We start from the raw sequence: 16,385 nt of genomic DNA, 5'->3' as shown, positions 1-16,385 counted from the left end.
CCGGCGCTTGGCTGCCGATGCGACGCCGTATCTTATGACGACACGCCCTAGAGTCTGGCCAGCAGTTCCTGTTTCTTGGCCGCGAACTCGGCTTCGCTGAGCACGCCCTGTCGCTTGAGCTCGCCCAGGCGCTCCAGTGCATCGAGAATGGCGTCGTGCGGCGAGCCAGTCGCACCCGCTCGCGCTGCGGGCGCCGAATCGCCCGCGTCGTGGTCGGCGATACATGCCAGATCGGCGAGCACGACTTCACCGATCTGGCTGGTGAAAACGATCTCGCCTGTCTCGGCGGTCTGCGCCTGAGCCACGCCGGTAATATGATGCGCACCCGTGGCATAAAGCGTGACCCGCCCCGCGCGACGAATCGCCAGCCGCGCCGGGCCGTCGAAATAGGCATAGGCCAGGCTGGCATTTTCGCCACGCGCGGCCGGCTCGCCCAAATCGGCCGGCCACCAGCGCTCGTGCGCGGGCACCACGGTATCCCAGCCACGCGCATTCGGATTGATTCGCCAGGGTTCGTGACGCCGGTCTGCGGCCTGTTCGCGAAACAGGCGCGACAGGGCATTACACAAGGCATCGATACGATTTTTGAGCACCTGATTGGCCGGCTCGGTGATCATGATCAAACCGCCGCGCATCCACTGGCCCGGGCCCGCGAACTCCGGGTGATCGAACATCGCCATATCGCCGCCGCCTTGGACCACGGCAGACCACAGATGCGCCACCGCGGCCACGCTAAAGCCAAAGCGTTCGGCATGATCGGCAAGCTGAGCCGGGCTGGCGGAATCGTTCATGGCGAGATAACGGGCGAATGCATGAGGTGGCCTATTCTAGGGTCTGTCGCGGCATTCGCGTGCCGCAGGTTTGTGTTGCAATACAGGCTTCGGTCCACACCGGTTATCAAGCCGGCAGCCAACAGCCGGGCCGGTCAGCGGTTTTCAATGGCGTCGCAGCCGGCGGCCGCGGCAACGGTTTGCCCGTGAGGAGTTTCCATGCGCTTTCGCATGCCGCGCGCGTCGCTCGATGCCCCCTATAGCGTCAGTCTCGAGATCAAGAAGAGCCAGTTCATCGGCTGGTGCGCGGCCATCGATCGCGCCGAGGAGGCACAGCGACTGGTCGCGCTTGCCCGTGAGCGCTATCCCGATGCCACGCATCATTGTTCGGCGTTTATCGCCGGCGCGCCGGGCGAGTATCAGGCCATCGGTTTTGCCGATGATGGCGAGCCCGGCGGCACCGCGGGCCGGCCGATGTACCAGGTGCTCGAGGGTAGCGGTCTGGGCCGGATCGCCTGTGTGGTGATTCGTTATTTCGGCGGCATCAAGCTGGGCACCGGCGGTCTGGCGCGGGCCTATGCACAGACCGTGAGCGCGCTGCTGGCCGATCTGCCCACCTGCGAATACATACCGCGCCGCCCGCTCGTGCTCGAGCTCGGCTTTGCCGACGAACAGCCCGCCCGTGCCTGGCTTGCCGAGCACGAGGGCGATATCGTCGATGCTGCCTACCATGCGGCGGGCGTTAGGCTGACCGTGGCCTGGCCGTTAGACGCAGGCGTCACACTGGCCGAACTCGACGCCCGCCTGGGCGGGCGCCTGGTCTGTTGCGAGTAGCTCAACCGCGCTCGGTGACTTCTAGCAGGTGATAGCCGAACTGGGTTTTCACCGGGCCCTGTACTTCGTTGAGCGGCGCGCTGAAGACCACTTCGTCGAACGCCGGCACCATCTGGCCACGACCGAAGGTGCCCAACTCGCCACCCTTGCGGCCAGACGGGCAGGATGAATGCTCACGCGCGACCTCGGCGAAGTCACGACCGTTTTCGATGTCTTTCTTGAGCTCGAGGCACTTGTCTTCGCTGTCGACGAGAATATGACGGGCGCTGGCTTTGGCCATGGCAGATACTCCTGCTTTGAAAGATAGGCCCGCCATATTACGGCAATTTCTGCCCAAACGACCGCCGATACCGACCCACGAACCGGGCCCGGCCGGAACTGACCCAAAACCGCGACGCGTCTGCTTAATCGGACAGGGCGTTGATGTCGTTGATCAGCTGTCGAAGAATGTCATCGAGCGCGGCCTTGGTGGATTGCTGAACGGCATTTTTCTGGCCGAATGCGCCGGCGAGCATCATCTTGCCCATCTGCGATTTGCCGCTCGATTCGTACACTTTCGACAACCGTTCGCGCCCGCCCGCTTGCAAGGTCACATGCATGGAGATCTGGGCGGCAAAATCGTTGAACGAATACGTTTGCAACGCGAATGTCAGCAAGCCATCGCTTGCCGCGTTGGCATCGGCTACCTTGCGAAGCCCATTGAAGGCGGTCTGTACATCACGCGACTGCAGCGTGTCGTCGAGCATTTCGCCGATGTCCACGACCCACTTGTTGGCCACACCGGTGCTGAACGCTCTGAATTCATAGCTCAACGCCGCCGTTCGGGGCGGCAGATAATAAGCCGAAGCCCGGTCGGTGGACGGCAGGTTCGAATCGCCAGCGTTTTTCTCAAGATACTGCGGATAGTCGCTCGCGACATGGGTCGCACAGCCGGTCGAAAGCACCGTCACCGCAACGAAGCAGCACAGCAGAACATGACGGCTTAGCCGTCGAGCGGATACGAACATCTTTTCCCCCAATGAATAGGCATATACCCGCCGCACCTGGAGCCACCCCCGGCTCGTCGACGTGGGTTCGGCGTTACCGGGTAATCTAGCCATAGTCGGTGGATAAGCCAAATCGGCAATCCGTAAGCGGTATCGTCCCCATGGCCGGCCGATCAATCGACTAAAATGGCGGTTTGTTTGCCCGCCGAATCGCGCCCATGATCGAACTCGCCGCCCAACGCTGCCAACTACCGGGCTGGCGCGACCGCCTGCACAGCGCGGATGAGGCGGCGGCGCTCATCCACGATGGCATGACCGTGGGCATGAGCGGCTTCACCCGAGCCGGCGAAGCCAAGGAGGTACCGCTGGCGCTGGCCCGGCGCGCCGAACGCGATCCGCTCAAGATCACCTTGATGACCGGGGCGTCGCTCGGCCACGATATCGACGGCATTCTCGCCGATGCCGGCGTGCTGGCCCGGCGCATGCCGTTTCAGGTCGATAAACGCCTGCGTGCCGCCATCAATCGCGGCGAGGTCATGTTCGTCGACACGCATCTGTCGGAAATGGCAGAACAGTTGCGCCACGATCAGCTCGGCGCGCTGGATATCGCCGTAATCGAAGCGGTGGCGATTACCGCCGACGGCGGCATCATTCCCACCACTTCGGTGGGCAACTCGGCAAGCTTTGTCGCCCAGGCCGACCAGATCATCATCGAACTCAATGTCGCCGCGCCCGAAGCGCTGATCGGGCTGCACGATATCTATCTGCCCGAAAAGCGCCCTGGACGGCGACCGATCCCCATCAGCGCGCCGGATACACGCATCGGCACGCCGCATATTCCGGTCGATCCGGACAAGATCGCAGCCATCGTGCTCACCACGGAACAGGACAGCCCGGCCGAGATCACCCCCGCCAACGCGACCACCGAACGTATTGCTGAGCACCTGATCGAGTTTTTCGAAAACGAAGTGGCCGCTGGCCGGATGAGCTTGTCACTCATGCCGCTTCAGGCCGGCATCGGCAGCGTGGCCAACGCCGTGTTGCACGGCTTGATGGCCGGGCCGTTCGAAAATCTGACCATGTATTCGGAAGTCCTGCAGGACAGCACCTTCGAGCTGCTCGACCACGGCACGCTGCGTTTTGCTTCGGCGAGCGCAATCACGTTATCCGATGCTTACGGCGCCAGGGTATGGAACAACCTGGCGCACTATCGCGAGCGCATCGTGTTGCGCCCGCAGGAGCTATCCAACCACCCCGGCATGTCGCGCCGCCTGGGGGTGATCGCCATCAATACCGCCATCGAATTCGATATCTACGGCAACGTGAATTCGACTCATATCAACGGCACGCGCATGATGAACGGCATCGGCGGCTCGGGCGATTTCGCCCGCAACAGTCATCTGTCGATCTTCGTGACCACCTCGACCGCCAAGACCGGCGCCCTGTCGAGCGTGGTGCCCTTCGTCAGCCATGTGGATCACGTCGAACACGATGTGGACATTCTCGTCACCGAGCACGGGCTTGCGGATTTGCGCGGGCTCGCACCGCGGGAACGCGCGCGTGTGATCATCGATCGCTGTGCCGATCCGTTTTATCGCCCGGCACTGGCTGACTATTTCGAAACCGCCTGTGCACGCGGAGGCCATACGCCGCATTGCCTGGAACAGGCACTGGCCTGGCATGTGGCCGCCGAACGCGATGGCTCGATGCATGCGATGGTGGCCGGACAGACCTAATCCAGCCGGTACGCGCCTGTCATACCCGCATCGCACGCGGCTCAGGCTTGCGCCCTGGCGGCCGATAGACGCATAACGGCTCGCGTGCGCACGCCCGCCGCTGCTGTTGATCGCCATAGCGTTTGCAGACATCGTCGAACCCGAGGCCCAGCAACCCGCCCGGGTTGAATCACTGCCGTGCGATATCGTGCCCACACTGCCGCCATCGGAGAATAAGGATTCATGAGCACTGCGACCCGTGCCCGCGTTGCCGACATCATGACCCGCGAGGTCATCACGCTGAACCACAACCAGACGCTTTACGACAGTCGCGAGCTGATGGGCGTACATCAGATTCGCCATATACCGATACTCGACGAGGACCAGCAGCTGGTCGGGCTCGTGACCCAGAAGATCGTGCTGCGTGAAGCGCTCAAGATTGCCGAAACCCACGGTTCCGATCAGCTGGGCCATCGCATGGGCCAGATACCGTTGGCCGATGTGCTCCAGCACGACTTCAAGACCGTTACCAGCGATACGCCGCTGGTCGACGCCGGCAAGCTGCTGCTAAGCCGCCGCCAGGGCACGTTGCCGGTGGTCGATGACGGCGTACTGGTCGGTATCGTGTCGCATATCGACTATGTTCGTATGGCCATCGACCTGATCGAAGCCGAGCACGCGTCGGCGTCCTAGTTCGGCGCACCTGAACCGGCAGCGGGCCATTCGCGGGTTGGGCCGTTCTAGCATCGGCTAAACCGATGCGCCGATGTCGGCGATCACCCGCGCACGCCGACACGGGCCACGATGTCGTCGACCTGACGGATTTGCTCATCGCTGAGCTTGTGGCGCCAGCTGTCCACCCGCTCGCGAGCACTCAGATGCGCGCGATGTGCCGAGGTCGTGCTGCTGTTGAAGCCATCCGAGCGGGCGCGTTTGACGTCGAACCCCGCCTGGGCGAGTCGCGCTGCCAGGTCGAATTCGCCGGTGGCCAGCGCTTCGTAGGGCACCTTGATGTAATGCTCGGCATGGGCATCCACGAATTTCTCCGTCAGCGCCCAGTAGGCCACCAATCGCTGGTCGGCATTGCCTTTGTCGAGCTCGTCGATCAGCGTCGCCATCGGCGCGAAGAACGCCGCCCGCCCGTCGTCTATCTCGAGCAACAGCCGGCGCAGGCCGATGCGATCGGCCTGAAAATCCTGCCAGCCGGCGCTTTTGTAGCTGGCCAGCACGCCGTGCGGGCAACGCCGGATATGAAAGACGGGCACGGCCAAGCGCTGGCGCAGGGCAGGCACGAGCAGCGCGCCCCGCACGAACTTGGCCACCACGCGCGGGCGCATCGCCAGACCATGCTGCATGATCGACTCGGGCACGCCCCGCGGGCCGCGGCCGTGGGCGCTCAGATTGGAGCGCGAGCGCTGGATACGCACATCCACCAGACCATAGCGCAGCACCCGGCTCACATACCGCGCCAGGCTGTCGTCCAGCGCGTAGGGCATGAGGTAATGATCGGTGCGGCCGCGTTCCATCGTTGCCGGCACGAGCGTATCGAGTACCGCACGATAGCCCGGCAATTCCGGCTGGAACGGCTCGAACACGGGTTTGGCACGCCACAGTTGCGTGAGCTGTTCGAGCAGAAAAGTCGTGCCGCTACGCCAGAAGCCGGTCACGACGACGCTGTTGCCCGGCCGCAGGAACCCGCTCATGGCCCAGTCCACGGCACCACCGCCGGCCAGCCCCTGTCGAAGCGCCTGGCGGTCGCATCGGCTCGCGATATTCATATCGCACCCGGCATGGCGCTAATCCGGCATCGCGAGTTCATCGAAACGCGCGGCGAGATCCTTGAGGTTCATGCGCAGTTCGTCACTGCCCATCGCCATGCCGTGCCCGGTCATCGCCACCGAGGGTTCGAGCGCGGCCAGGCGCTCGACCGAGGCTTTGGCCTGGGCCCAGTCTTCGGTGAGATAGCGCGGCGGGCCGCTGATTTCGCGCTGCTGGGTGAAGACCTTGTACAGCGACTCCTGTTGCACGGTCACGAAGGCATCGCCGGCGATCAGCGCGCGGTCGGCCTGGCGAAACAGCGATACATGCCCCTGGGTATGGCCCGGCGTGGCTACCCAGCGCCAGTCCGGCAGCTCGGCGATGGTGCCGTCTTCGGGCAGCGCACGCACATGCGCGCCGAGATCCACCGGTTCGGTCGGAAAGAACGGCGACACCCGCGCGACCAGGCCGCCGCCCACGCTCGGATCCGGCTTGGGGTAGGCCTTCTCGCCGGTCACAAAGGGCAGCTCGTCGGCATGCACATACACCGGCACGTCCCAGTGCTCGGCCAGTTCGACCACGGCACCCACATGATCGAAATGCCCATGCGTGAGCACGATCGCACGCGGCGGTACGTGGACGCCGAAACGCTGCTCGGCGGCTTTTCGGATCGTGTCTTCGCTTTTGGGCATGCCGGCATCGACCAGCACCCAGTCCTGCGCACGCTCGGGATGGCCCACGAAATAGACGTTGACGATCTGAACCGGCAGGCAATAGACGTCGTCGAGCACTTCGTGCCCATCGCCGCTGCGCAGCGAGGTGACCGGCAGTGTCTTGTCGTGAAGGGGATTGAAGGGCATGGCGCACTCCTTGTTCGCACGGGTGTGGCGTAAGGCGCACACCTTGCGCTTCGCTGGGCGGATACGCCTATCCGTAGAAATGCGCGCAGCGGGCGTCAGGGTTAATCGGTATATCGCCGCTGGCGGGGGCGGTCCAAGCTGACTGGCATATTCAAACGGCGCCGCCCGTTCGCGCCACGAACAGGATATTGATCATGCAAACCGACCGTTTCATCGCCCAGGTCTACGACGCCTGCCCGCAGCTCGATCCGGACGTCGTCCATCAGGGCACGCTGATTACGCTGGACACCCTCTGCGAGCACCTGCCCAAGGGCCAGGCCAAGGAAATGGCATCCCAGTTGCCCGACGAAATCGCCGATGCGGTCATTGCCGGTGGCAATCGGGCGGATACGACAGACGTCCCCATCAGTCTGGAGGCGTTCTATTCCAAGCTGATGTTTCGCGCCGAGCTGGAACAGGCCGATGCGCAAGCGCTCGCACGTGCCGTGGCCAGCACGCTCAACGACGCGCTCAGCCAAGGCGAAGCAGACAACACCGCCTTCGATTTGCCCGGCGAACTGGAGAACCTGCTCGCCGACTGACCGGCGGCTCAGCACCAAGCCACGGTCGCGGCGGCTCGTTCGCCGGCTACCCGGCCCGGCCTCTCGTGGTCGCTGATCGCAAGGTTCGGGCAGGGCGTTGGCTTGCCGTGGTGTCGGTGTCACACCGCGTAAGCGAAAAACCGCCTGTCGAAGGGGCGCGCCAAAACGCGCGCCTTGCGCACGCGCCAGGTCAGCCGATCTTGGCGGCCACCGCGTCGAGCAACGGCGAATCCGGGTCGAGACCGGCGGTAATCCCCAGCCCCATGGATTCGTGATCGCTCTTGTGCTCGATGAAACGCGCACGATAGGCGATCAGCGCGCCCACCCGGTTGGCGCTGCCGCAATGCACGAGCGCCGGCAGGGCACCGGGCACCAAGGCTTCATCGAGCAGCCGTGCATTCGCGTCGTTGATATCGTCCGGCCCGGCGACCGGGATATGCACATAGTTCATACCGGTTTCTTTGACGACCGCAGCCTCATCGAAATCCTGCAGTTCGCCCTCGGGCCGCAGGTTGATGACGGTTTTCACGCCCTGGGCCTGTGCGGCTTTGAGCTGGGCGGCGGTCGGCTGGCCAGCGGTAACGATACCGCGCTCGAAGCGGCGCGCGTTTACCAGGCCATCGGTGTAGTCGGACATACGGATTGCTCCTGCCTATAGGTCATAAGATGGGCGGGCGCGCGCAAACGCGCCGCGCCGGCGAGCGATGAGGTGATCGACGCATCGGCATTCGATCCGTCGTCGCATTATTTGCCATTGTCCAATGGTAACGTAACGGCAACGCTCAGGTAAGAAAACACACGGTTGACGCCATGCATGCCTTTCCACGCGCTGCGAATGCGCGCCGGCGAGCAGGGCCGCAGGTTCGCCGTGGCCGCATCCGAAGTCCACGCACCCTGGCCCAACACAGCGCGGGTCGAACAGTCGGCCGCCGCCGCCGAAAGCCTGCGCAGCCAGGCCATGGACCTGGTGAAGCTGGTTCAACAATTCCGCCTGGCCGGGTCGTCGGTCAACGCGACCGCAACCGGCCGCGATGAAAAGACGCTTTCCGGCGCGCCCCGGGCGCTAGGCATGTCCACCCCAGCCTATGGCTAACCTCGTCGGGGCGGTGCCCATCGCGGCGCCGCCCGGCGGCCAGGGCCGACCGATACGCCAAAAGCGCGATAAACCCTAGGGCCGAATCCAGCGATAGCCGTAGTAACCCTGGCGATTACGATAGCCAAAACGCAGCCAGCCCGGCTTCGTCGGCGCGAATTGCGCGCGTTCGTCATAGCGCAGACTGGCCATTGCCCGCCAGTGCGCACCGCCATCTTCGCTAAGCAATAGGTGTTCGCCGTCGCCGATACCTTTTTCGACCAACAGGGCGTGGGCATTGGCACGCAGATTGTTCAGCCGAACATCGCCGCTGGCCAGGACAGGCGTCCACTCGCCCGTCCGCAGGCGATAGAGCGTATAACGCTTGGGCTCGCGTGTGGCATAGATACCGAACAGCTGCCCGCCCGGACCATTCGCGAGCATGGCAAAGCTGCCGCGGTGGCGCGAGACCGCCAGAATCTCGCCGCTATGCGCATCCATGCGCACGATCGTCATATTCTCGTTGTCGCTATACCGGTCGCCCGTGATGGCATACAGCTGGCCCGCGTCGTCCAGCCACCAGCGAAATGACTCGCTGGTGTCGCTTTGCAATTTCTTCGAGATCAGCACGTCGTCGTGGGCAATGAGCCGGGCTTCGTCGGCGAGCACACGCCAGTGCGCACCGCCATCTTCGGAGCGATACACCCGGCGATAGCCCTCGACCCAGACATTAGCGCCATCGATGGCGAGGATATGCGGCACATAGGCTTTGTTCAGCACGTTGTGTGCGGCCACGTGCCAGTGCTCGCCAAAATCCCGGGACGCAAAGACCGTGTTGTTCTCGTAATCGGGCAGTTGGGCAATCAGATAACAATGGCCGGCCGGGCCACAGTCCAAAGTCTTTACTTCCCCCTGCAGGCGGGCGGCGACCTGCAGGCGCTGGTCGTCGCCGCGCAGCAGATAGTTGATCTGCTGGGTGTCGGTATCGCCCATGAGCTGGTCGACACGACGCGCGATTTCGTCCTTTTCCACCGTGTCGGCGGGCACCAGGCAATTGAGCACGGGTTGCTTGTCGCCCACCGCGATCTCGCCGCCGGCCGGGCAGGGCGTTGGGCAGTCGCCATCCTGCGCACAGGCTTCCACCTCACCGTCGCGGCCGCTGGAAACCAGGCTGGCCAGGATATGCCCGCCTGCGCCGGCCAGCTTGAGCTTGGTTGCATCCACCGGCTCGGCCAGCCGGGTGGCGAGCCGTTGTTCCGGCTGCTCGTGCCAGCTATCGGCATAACCGACGAACAGATACCAATACAAGCCGAATACCGCGTATGCCAATAGCGCCGCGAGCACCCACGGCCGTAACCAGACCGGAATCATTCAGGCAAGCTCATTGATGATGGCGCTTCGCTGTTGGCGTAGCCGCCACTGAAACGCGAGACCCAGGATCTTTTCGAGCGGCACGCGCGCTCGTGCTCGAAAATAGAAATAATGGATACGCTCGGCGATCAGGCCGATCGCGCTGAAAAACAGCAGCAGCATCAGTCCGACCGCGCCGAGCATCCGCGCCACCTCGAGCCAGTCCCAGTAATCGGGCCCGACACCGCGCTCGTACCAGTCATAGAACGAAATACCGAGCAGGATGACGCTCATGAACGCGCTTATGAGCCCGACGAGCACCAACACGAGCCACCGCGCCATGGACGTATAGGGCGTACCCTTGAAGGCCACATGGGCGCTGCCGTCGCTATGGTTGAGCACGCCGCGGATTTCGCCATCGGCCATGGAGGTCAGCAGCGCCACGCGATCGCCCTGGGCCAGAAACAACGGCGAGCGGCGCGCGAGAATCGGGTCCAGCGCGCGGCGCCAGTCGCCGGCCTGTGTCTGCAGACCGAATGTCGCGCCACCACAATCCAGCTGGTATTCGTGCACGCTGTATTGGGCGCGCCCACTGCCATACGTTTTGAGCGCGACCCGGACCTTACGCAAGCGATCCTGTATCAGCCCGATATCGCCATAGACGCCATCGGGGCGGGCCAGCGCTGGGGGCGCTTCAAACGACGGCGGCGCGCTCAGCGTCGGCTGCTGGCCGCGCTTCGTGGCCGCGAGCGCACGGCGCAGCCGCCGTCGGCCCGGATGCAGGGTCATCAACACCCGGTAGAGCGACCACCCGAACGCGGCGGCTGCGACACAGAACAGCACGATGCGCAGCAGCACCCAACCGATATTGACCGCGCCCGGCAATACCAGCGCCAGGGCGATCGGCAGCCAGCTCAAGGCCAGCACCAGCGGTGCCAGCCAGCGCCGGCGCGTGGGCTCGCCTGCCCATACCTGACCATCCGCGGTCTTGACCCAATGCAGCCAGGCGTTGCCATCTTGTAGCCGATGGGCACCGACGGTCACCTGTTCGCCGCGGCGCAGTTTGCGCGCCAGGGCGTCGACATCGAACTGCTTCGCATCGAAAAAGAACACGCCGCCTTCAGTACGCAGACGATAGAGGGTCGTGCTGTCGGTGATGATCAGCTGCGTAAGATCACGACAGGTCACGCGTACGAAAAATACTGCGCCGGGACGTTGCGACACGTCGGCCACGGATTCACGGGCTGTCATCGGCTGGGCTCCTGCACGGCGGACGCGGCGTTCGCGGAAGTCCGATCCGCCGTGGCTTGGTCGTTGACGGGCGTCTTGCGAGTCGTGCCGTTGGCGAAACGCCGGGTTGCAAACGCCGTGGTGTCAATGTCGTGGCGCTCGAAATCCTGCTTGATCACATCGACAGCGGCCTCGAAGTCCGCCTCGGTCATGCCGTAGTAGTGCGCGCCGGCGACCATCAGGCGCGGTGGCGGTGTCATCTGCAGCCAGCGCGTCACCAGCGACATCGGCAGGCGCGTGCTCGCCTGCGCCATCTGCTCGGGAATATCGGCGACATCGCGATAGCGCACTCGCCAGGTGATATCCGGCATCTTGCGGCCGGTGAGTTTTTCCACGTCCACGCCCTCTGGCGGCAGCAGGAAGAAGAACAGCCGGTGTTCGCCGGCCACCGGCCGCAGCGAGATCTTCGAATAGTCCGACAGGGTCAGCGTGTCGTCGTGCTGAACACCCATGCGATAGCCTTCGGCTTCACCGTCGACGATGAAACGCGAGATACGCCCGGCGGTATTCATCATGTCGAGCGTGTCGATACCCACATTCTGCATATCGACATTGGGCGCAAGCACGGGCTTGGCGGCGTCCCCGGCCACGTTGCTCCACAGATAGACCGGGCCTTTGTCGGCGATTGCCTGCTGCAGCATGCTGGCGCTTTTGTCCAACGCGGCCGGCGCGCGTTCAGCCATGTTGTCGAACGGGCCCGGCGCAAATGTCGACTTGACCCAGCCCATGTCGCAGGCCCGGATGGTATAACTCAGCGACAACAGCACCATGCCCAACGCGGCCCATTTGCTGTTGCGTTTCATCTGCTCGCGAAAGCGCTGCCCGGCCTGCCGATTGGCCTGGCTAAGCCGGCTGGCCACCGATCCATCGCCTTCGTCGGCATTCGGGCTGGCCTCGGCACGGGCGGCGGTAGCCGGGCGCGGGCGCGTGACCCGATCGGGTGGCGTGCGTTCGCGTGCCGCGCTCGACCCGGCCGATGGCTCGCGCTGCGCGGCCGGCGCCGGCGCGGCGCCGGGATGTCGAGACGCCGGCGTCGCGGCCACGGACTCACCAAACCACCGCGCGCTGCCGAATACCGCAGGGGCTGGCTCGTGGCTGCCAGCGGCGGCGGATACCGTATCCACGAACGCCACGTAATCCAGCAGATCCGATTCGTAGTGGCGCGCGTCCAGGTGAAAACGCAGGCGCCGCTTGTCGGTAAGCTTGAGGATCAGCGCCGGCGCGCCGTATTCCCAGCGCCAGAGCTTGGTATCGCGGGCGATCTTACAGCGCGTGATCTGGGCATAATTCACCCGGCCGAACAGCTTCGAGCTAAACCCGCTGGCGTCCAGGGCCAACGTATCCGCGCGCCCGCTGGCGGCACGCACCCGCCAGATCGCCACGCCCAGCGCAGCCAGCCAGATAACGATCGCAATCGCCGCAATCAACTGATCGTAGGGCGCGGCCACACGCTGGCCGACCAACGCCAGACCGATCGCCAGAACCACGGCCCCGCCCAGACCCAGCAGCCACGCCACACCGCGCAGGTCGGCCCGGTCGTGGTGGTAATGCAAAAGATCCGGCGAACTCATCGCAACTCGCTTATCAATGTCTGCTACGTGCCGGTCGGCGATCCAGAACGCCCGATCGATCGCCGCCTGAAATTACGCATTCCATCAGCCCAGGCGCGCTACGCGCATGGCCACCCGAGATCCGAGCGCGGTCACAAGCCGGTTGAAATGCGTTGCACGCCTGTCGACATAACCGCCTTCCTGATCGGGTACACAGTTGTGCATGCGCATGCACATCAGACTCTCCGGGCTGCGAGCGATCTGTCTTTGCCTTAGTCGCGTATCTTCGCGTTCACTGGCGGACCACCTGCTTGCCTGAATGCGGCCCACGTTTCATACAACATCAAAAACGCCGCTGAGCCACGTGCCGCGTATCCGCATACCTGGCCCGAACCCGTAGGTGGCGGAAGAATAAAGCAAAACCCGCGCGGCGCCGATAAAACATTGCGCGCCGCCTGATTGGGCACGAGGTTTATTGGGCACGTTTATCCGCCACGCGGGTGGCGCGGTGGCTGCATCTTGCATCAAAAGCGTTGCTACCATAGCGAACATGCCGATCGCCGGCACAGCGAAGGGATCGCCCCGTGCCCCACCTGTTTACCAATCGCCATAAACTGTCCGATCTGACCCGCGACACGCCGAACCTGCGTGACGATTTCCGCTGGGAAACGGCCAACGCGATCCTCTACAAGGTCGGCGGTTTTCTGTTCATCGTCGGCAGCGTGTTTTTCTTTCCGCGACTCGAGGCGTATCAGAATATCGGTGCCTGGGTCTTCTTCGTCGGCTCGATTCTCTACCTGGTGGTGACCGGGCACGACATGTTGGAAGTGCGCAAGTTCTGGCACCAGCACAACCGTCACGCCCCCGACCGGCGTCTCGAACTGATTGCTGCGGCCAGCTACCTGGCGGGCACGTTGCTGTTTACGGTAGGCAGCCTGTTCTTTCTGAGCTGGTGGGGCTGGTTCGTCGCCGGCGCCTGGTGCTTCATTATCGGTTCGCTGCTTTTCGTGCTCGGGGCGGGCGTGAATGTGCTGCAGATTGTCCAGGCCCCCTCGCTGCTGTCCATGCAAATGACCAATCTGACGGCGGTCACTTTTGTGGTCGGCTCGGTGCTGTTCGCGATCGCCTCGGTTCCCTACCTGTGGACCTTCGATAACCTGGCGAGCAAGCAGCGGTTGTTCACCTTTCTGGCCTGGCAGTACCTGATCGGCAGTCTGCTTTTCTTTCTCGGCGGTGTCTTCAACTACTACCGCGCCTATCTGCTCATGTGCCGGCATCGCGATGGCGAAAGCCGCCACGCCAACGACGATGTGCTGCTCATGTCGTATATGCGCGGCGACATCAGTGCCGCCGAGTTTCGCCGCGCCTGGCGCGCCAAAGCCCCATCGGCACAGAGTCTTTCCTGAAAAGGCCTGGCTGCGTGACATGGCCGAACAGCTCCCAGACAAAGCCGAGCACACACGCACCCAGATGCCCTGCCAATCCAAGGTGATCGATCAAATCGTCGATGAAATAAAGCGCTACGCTGCGCGTCTGCTCCGACAGGTGCGCATCGCGGCCGGGTAAGTCGTCCGTGTTATCCGGCCGCCGTTATAGCGAGCATGCCGCAGAGTGCATCCGACGATCGCAATGCTTAATCGCACATCGGGTCGCGATCACGCCTCGGCATTGCGCGCGGCGACCGCCGCGTTCACCCGTGCACGCAGCGTGCGCAGCCGATGATCATGGATGCCCTGGTCGTCGAGATGGGCCACGGTACTGTTCAGATATTCCGCGGCCGAACCGATCATGCCGTGGCCGGTGGCCAGCATGTTAATGACCGCCGAATCGTCCAGGCGTGCGCAAAAACTCGGGTGCGCCGCGTTGGCGACAAAGGTCATCGCCGGCAGCGACGCGCCGTCGCGGTCGTACAGCGTGACCCAACGCGGCGTATAAACGCCGGTAAGCATTTCGCGCCGCCAGATCATCAACAACTCGTGAGACAGATCGTCGGGCGGCAACCGCAGCCCCATGCCCCGGCAGGAACCGCCGGCCACCAGGCCGAGCATCAACCCCGGCGCGTCGGCCGAACCACGGCCATGCGTCAGCCGAATACGAAAATCGCGATGGAAACCGTAAAGCAGCACGTCGCGCCACTCGGCCACCGGCACGCAAGGGTTCCAGAGCAGCGACCCATAGCCGAAAACCCACACCCCCGCATCGAGATCCACCGTGGGCGGGCGCTGCTTGAGCATTGCGCCAATAGAGCTTTGCATCTGCGCATCGCTGAGCATCGCCACGCCCGGATGCGCCAGCGCCAGCGCCCGGCGTAGTTCGTCGCGTTCGAGCACCTCGCGGGTAATCCCGTTGGGTAACGCACGATTGCGAGGGTCGGATTGCGTCATGCCGCTATTATTGCGCCGCATAGGCGTTGCTGATCAAAAAGCGTCAGCAAAGCCAGTGCAAAAAACGGGCCCGATTGAGATCTTCCGCTCAGCCAATCGCGGCGGGTCAAGAACGATCACACCAGTGATAACCGTGGTCACACCTAAACGGTTCACGGATGTCTACCGACACCAGTTCTTAAATCAAATCGCGATAAACTTGATTAATACACCGTTCCCCGTATCGACGCCTGACATCCCCAGGATTTGCGGCCTATTCGCAACCGGCGCCATTCGACCCTAAGTAAAGTCAAAGACGAACATCGAGCCCCGATGCTGGCGTGGGCGTACCGGAGTCGGACTCACGCAGAAGGAGTGAATAGACGTTACCGTCGAAGGCGACGAGATAGCCTCGTACACCCAACAAAAATGATTTAACCGGTTGGACAGCCTGCGCCTTCAAACCGGCGTCGTTTGCGATCCCTTTGACTAAGTAATACGCCGTGTTGATGTACTCATTGGCATCGTACTTGCCTTTATACGCGGGCGCCTTTTGCGGAAGTGCGATGTAGAGCTGATCGCCCGCTTGACTTGAGGAAATCCGGAATTTCACGCCATCTAACGACAAATTCAGCTGCGCACCAAAAAGCGTGGAACAGTGCCTTGTTAGCGAGTAGTAATTATTACAAGTCAGCTTAATTTGCGATACAGACTGGCTGTCCGGCGGGACATGGATCTCTGCATCCGGATCCGATGCTGCCTGTTGCTCCGCGCGCGTCGCCCGAAATAGTGTCAACGTGCCCGAACGGTTGCAGTCTGCAACACCGTAAAACCGCGGACTATGACTGTTGCTGGCGTAGACCATGCCGGATGCATAAGCGATGTCAGAGTGAAACGCTTCATCTTCGCGAAGATCGTAGCCATAGTCATCGCTTTGGCACAGTTCTGCAGCACGCCGGTGCCAAAGCGCTCTCGCCTGTTTTGGCGAGGTATACGCGTTCGCGTTGTAATAGATTTCGTGGACACCCGGCTTAATCTCGCGATCTACATAGCCGGACGCATCCGCGTGGGCGTTAGCATCACGCGGCCCGTACGCCGTGGCACACCCCGCGACGACCAAGACCCAACCCCAACTCAAGCACAGCCAAAACCACTGGCGCATACATCCCCCTTCATACCTTTGCTCACACAGTAGCGCGGTTAAGTGACTTTCCGAAACCGTGCACGTCATTCAGGGGTTATTCGGGTTATTCGGG

General features: G+C 63.1%; 19 protein-coding genes. 7 read left to right on the top strand and 12 right to left on the bottom strand.

Translation table 11 applies throughout. The features are described 5' to 3' along the window. Positions 1–47: 47 nt before the first annotated feature. Complete coding sequence (locus S4A8_RS15305; protein ID WP_353179336.1) at positions 48–791, bottom strand: SHOCT domain-containing protein; 744 nt, start codon at positions 789–791, stop codon at positions 48–50. Positions 792–989: 198 nt separating this feature from the next. On the opposite strand from S4A8_RS15305, the gene S4A8_RS15300 reads away from it, so the two are divergent. Further along, a complete protein-coding gene (locus S4A8_RS15300; RefSeq protein ID WP_353179338.1) occupies positions 990–1,604 on the top strand; it encodes an IMPACT family protein in 615 nt (204 codons plus the stop codon). 1 nt (position 1,605) lies between these two features. Here S4A8_RS15300 and S4A8_RS15295 read toward each other — a convergent pair whose 3' ends face one another. Both S4A8_RS15295 and S4A8_RS15290 read right to left on the bottom strand, forming a co-directional pair. Next, positions 1,606–1,884, bottom strand: coding sequence for a peptidylprolyl isomerase (locus S4A8_RS15295; RefSeq protein WP_353220802.1), 279 nt, complete (start codon positions 1,882–1,884; stop codon positions 1,606–1,608). 124 nt (positions 1,885–2,008) lie between these two features. Then, positions 2,009–2,767 (bottom strand): hypothetical protein, encoded by a 759-nt coding sequence (locus S4A8_RS15290; RefSeq protein WP_353220801.1) that lies wholly within the window; start codon positions 2,765–2,767, stop codon positions 2,009–2,011. A 41-nt stretch (positions 2,768–2,808) separates the two neighbouring features. Between S4A8_RS15290 and scpC the strand changes: the two genes are divergently transcribed. Both scpC and S4A8_RS15280 read left to right on the top strand, forming a co-directional pair. Beyond that, positions 2,809–4,326, top strand: a complete 1,518-nt coding sequence (gene scpC / locus S4A8_RS15285; protein ID WP_353220800.1) for a succinyl-CoA:acetate CoA-transferase ScpC — start codon at positions 2,809–2,811, stop codon at positions 4,324–4,326. Positions 4,327–4,548: 222 nt separating this feature from the next. Then, on the top strand, positions 4,549–4,998 hold the full coding sequence (locus tag S4A8_RS15280; RefSeq protein ID WP_353220799.1) for a CBS domain-containing protein: 450 nt from the start codon (positions 4,549–4,551) through the stop codon (positions 4,996–4,998). An 83-nt stretch (positions 4,999–5,081) separates the two neighbouring features. Here S4A8_RS15280 and S4A8_RS15275 read toward each other — a convergent pair whose 3' ends face one another. Then, positions 5,082–6,083 carry a hypothetical protein gene (locus S4A8_RS15275; protein WP_353220798.1) on the bottom strand — a complete coding sequence of 334 codons (1,002 nt, stop codon included), beginning with the start codon at positions 6,081–6,083 and terminating at the stop codon, positions 5,082–5,084. Between the two features lie 18 nt (positions 6,084–6,101). Beyond that, complete coding sequence (locus S4A8_RS15270) at positions 6,102–6,923, bottom strand: MBL fold metallo-hydrolase (RefSeq protein ID WP_353220797.1); 822 nt, start codon at positions 6,921–6,923, stop codon at positions 6,102–6,104. A 194-nt stretch (positions 6,924–7,117) separates the two neighbouring features. Here S4A8_RS15270 and S4A8_RS15265 point away from each other — a divergent pair, with 194 nt between their 5' ends. Further along, the gene (locus S4A8_RS15265; RefSeq protein WP_353179350.1) at positions 7,118–7,504 is read left to right on the top strand and encodes a DUF2267 domain-containing protein; all 387 of its coding nucleotides are present in this window, start codon (positions 7,118–7,120) and stop codon (positions 7,502–7,504) included. Positions 7,505–7,694: 190 nt separating this feature from the next. Here the strand turns inward: S4A8_RS15265 and S4A8_RS15260 are convergent, their stop codons facing one another. After that, positions 7,695–8,141 (bottom strand): beta-lactamase hydrolase domain-containing protein, encoded by a 447-nt coding sequence (locus S4A8_RS15260; protein WP_353179352.1) that lies wholly within the window; start codon positions 8,139–8,141, stop codon positions 7,695–7,697. Positions 8,142–8,339: 198 nt separating this feature from the next. On the opposite strand from S4A8_RS15260, the gene S4A8_RS15255 reads away from it, so the two are divergent. Further along, positions 8,340–8,597 (top strand): hypothetical protein, encoded by a 258-nt coding sequence (locus S4A8_RS15255; protein WP_353220796.1) that lies wholly within the window; start codon positions 8,340–8,342, stop codon positions 8,595–8,597. A 75-nt stretch (positions 8,598–8,672) separates the two neighbouring features. On the opposite strand, the gene S4A8_RS15250 is transcribed toward S4A8_RS15255, so the two are convergent. From S4A8_RS15250 to S4A8_RS15235, 4 genes are all read right to left on the bottom strand, one after another. Next, positions 8,673–9,947 carry a WD40/YVTN/BNR-like repeat-containing protein gene (locus S4A8_RS15250; RefSeq protein ID WP_353179355.1) on the bottom strand — a complete coding sequence of 425 codons (1,275 nt, stop codon included), beginning with the start codon at positions 9,945–9,947 and terminating at the stop codon, positions 8,673–8,675. Beyond that, positions 9,948–11,177 carry a hypothetical protein gene (locus tag S4A8_RS15245; RefSeq protein WP_353220795.1) on the bottom strand — a complete coding sequence of 410 codons (1,230 nt, stop codon included), beginning with the start codon at positions 11,175–11,177 and terminating at the stop codon, positions 9,948–9,950. It abuts the gene before it with no gap. Then, entirely contained in the window at positions 11,174–12,787 is a 1,614-nt protein-coding gene (locus S4A8_RS15240; protein WP_353220794.1) for a hypothetical protein, read from the bottom strand. The genes S4A8_RS15245 and S4A8_RS15240 overlap by 4 nt, the downstream gene beginning before the upstream one ends. Before the next feature lie 84 nt (positions 12,788–12,871). Continuing rightward, a complete protein-coding gene (locus tag S4A8_RS15235) occupies positions 12,872–12,997 on the bottom strand; it encodes a hypothetical protein (RefSeq protein ID WP_353220793.1) in 126 nt (41 codons plus the stop codon). A 353-nt stretch (positions 12,998–13,350) separates the two neighbouring features. On the opposite strand from S4A8_RS15235, the gene S4A8_RS15230 reads away from it, so the two are divergent. Both S4A8_RS15230 and S4A8_RS15225 read left to right on the top strand, forming a co-directional pair. Beyond that, the gene (locus S4A8_RS15230; RefSeq protein WP_353220792.1) at positions 13,351–14,172 is read left to right on the top strand and encodes a YrhK family protein; all 822 of its coding nucleotides are present in this window, start codon (positions 13,351–13,353) and stop codon (positions 14,170–14,172) included. Positions 14,173–14,191: 19 nt separating this feature from the next. Continuing rightward, entirely contained in the window at positions 14,192–14,332 is a 141-nt protein-coding gene (locus S4A8_RS15225) for a hypothetical protein (protein WP_353220791.1), read from the top strand. Between the two features lie 89 nt (positions 14,333–14,421). Here the strand turns inward: S4A8_RS15225 and S4A8_RS15220 are convergent, their stop codons facing one another. Both S4A8_RS15220 and S4A8_RS15215 read right to left on the bottom strand, forming a co-directional pair. After that, positions 14,422–15,150, bottom strand: a complete 729-nt coding sequence (locus S4A8_RS15220; RefSeq protein ID WP_353220790.1) for a gamma-glutamylcyclotransferase — start codon at positions 15,148–15,150, stop codon at positions 14,422–14,424. Between the two features lie 289 nt (positions 15,151–15,439). Beyond that, entirely contained in the window at positions 15,440–16,291 is an 852-nt protein-coding gene (locus S4A8_RS15215; protein ID WP_353220789.1) for a hypothetical protein, read from the bottom strand. Between the last annotated feature and the right edge of the window lie 94 nt (positions 16,292–16,385).

It is taken from the genome of Salinisphaera sp. S4-8, from assembly GCF_040361235.1.
Classification (GTDB): domain Bacteria; phylum Pseudomonadota; class Gammaproteobacteria; order Nevskiales; family Salinisphaeraceae; genus Salinisphaera.
Note: the sequence above shows the minus strand (reverse complement) of the source record. Positions and strands in the feature narration are given on the sequence as shown.

What these genes read in the sequence shown, in the direction of transcription:
- S4A8_RS15305 (WP_353179336.1), bottom strand. Translation starts at nt 791, where the DNA reads ATGAACGATTCCGCCAGCCCGGCTCAGCTTGCCGATCATGCCGAACGC.
- S4A8_RS15300 (WP_353179338.1), top strand. Translation starts at nt 990, where the DNA reads ATGCGCTTTCGCATGCCGCGCGCGTCGCTCGATGCCCCCTATAGCGTC.
- S4A8_RS15295 (WP_353220802.1), bottom strand. Translation starts at nt 1,884, where the DNA reads ATGGCCAAAGCCAGCGCCCGTCATATTCTCGTCGACAGCGAAGACAAG.
- scpC (WP_353220800.1), top strand. Translation starts at nt 2,809, where the DNA reads ATGATCGAACTCGCCGCCCAACGCTGCCAACTACCGGGCTGGCGCGAC.
- S4A8_RS15280 (WP_353220799.1), top strand. Translation starts at nt 4,549, where the DNA reads ATGAGCACTGCGACCCGTGCCCGCGTTGCCGACATCATGACCCGCGAG.
- S4A8_RS15275 (WP_353220798.1), bottom strand. Translation starts at nt 6,083, where the DNA reads ATGAATATCGCGAGCCGATGCGACCGCCAGGCGCTTCGACAGGGGCTG.
- S4A8_RS15270 (WP_353220797.1), bottom strand. Translation starts at nt 6,923, where the DNA reads ATGCCCTTCAATCCCCTTCACGACAAGACACTGCCGGTCACCTCGCTG.
- S4A8_RS15265 (WP_353179350.1), top strand. Translation starts at nt 7,118, where the DNA reads ATGCAAACCGACCGTTTCATCGCCCAGGTCTACGACGCCTGCCCGCAG.
- S4A8_RS15260 (WP_353179352.1), bottom strand. Translation starts at nt 8,141, where the DNA reads ATGTCCGACTACACCGATGGCCTGGTAAACGCGCGCCGCTTCGAGCGC.
- S4A8_RS15255 (WP_353220796.1), top strand. Translation starts at nt 8,340, where the DNA reads ATGCGCGCCGGCGAGCAGGGCCGCAGGTTCGCCGTGGCCGCATCCGAA.
- S4A8_RS15250 (WP_353179355.1), bottom strand. Translation starts at nt 9,947, where the DNA reads ATGATTCCGGTCTGGTTACGGCCGTGGGTGCTCGCGGCGCTATTGGCA.
- S4A8_RS15245 (WP_353220795.1), bottom strand. Translation starts at nt 11,177, where the DNA reads ATGACAGCCCGTGAATCCGTGGCCGACGTGTCGCAACGTCCCGGCGCA.
- S4A8_RS15240 (WP_353220794.1), bottom strand. Translation starts at nt 12,787, where the DNA reads ATGAGTTCGCCGGATCTTTTGCATTACCACCACGACCGGGCCGACCTG.
- S4A8_RS15235 (WP_353220793.1), bottom strand. Translation starts at nt 12,997, where the DNA reads ATGCGCATGCACAACTGTGTACCCGATCAGGAAGGCGGTTATGTCGAC.
- S4A8_RS15225 (WP_353220791.1), top strand. Translation starts at nt 14,192, where the DNA reads ATGGCCGAACAGCTCCCAGACAAAGCCGAGCACACACGCACCCAGATG.
- S4A8_RS15220 (WP_353220790.1), bottom strand. Translation starts at nt 15,150, where the DNA reads ATGACGCAATCCGACCCTCGCAATCGTGCGTTACCCAACGGGATTACC.
- S4A8_RS15215 (WP_353220789.1), bottom strand. Translation starts at nt 16,291, where the DNA reads ATGCGCCAGTGGTTTTGGCTGTGCTTGAGTTGGGGTTGGGTCTTGGTC.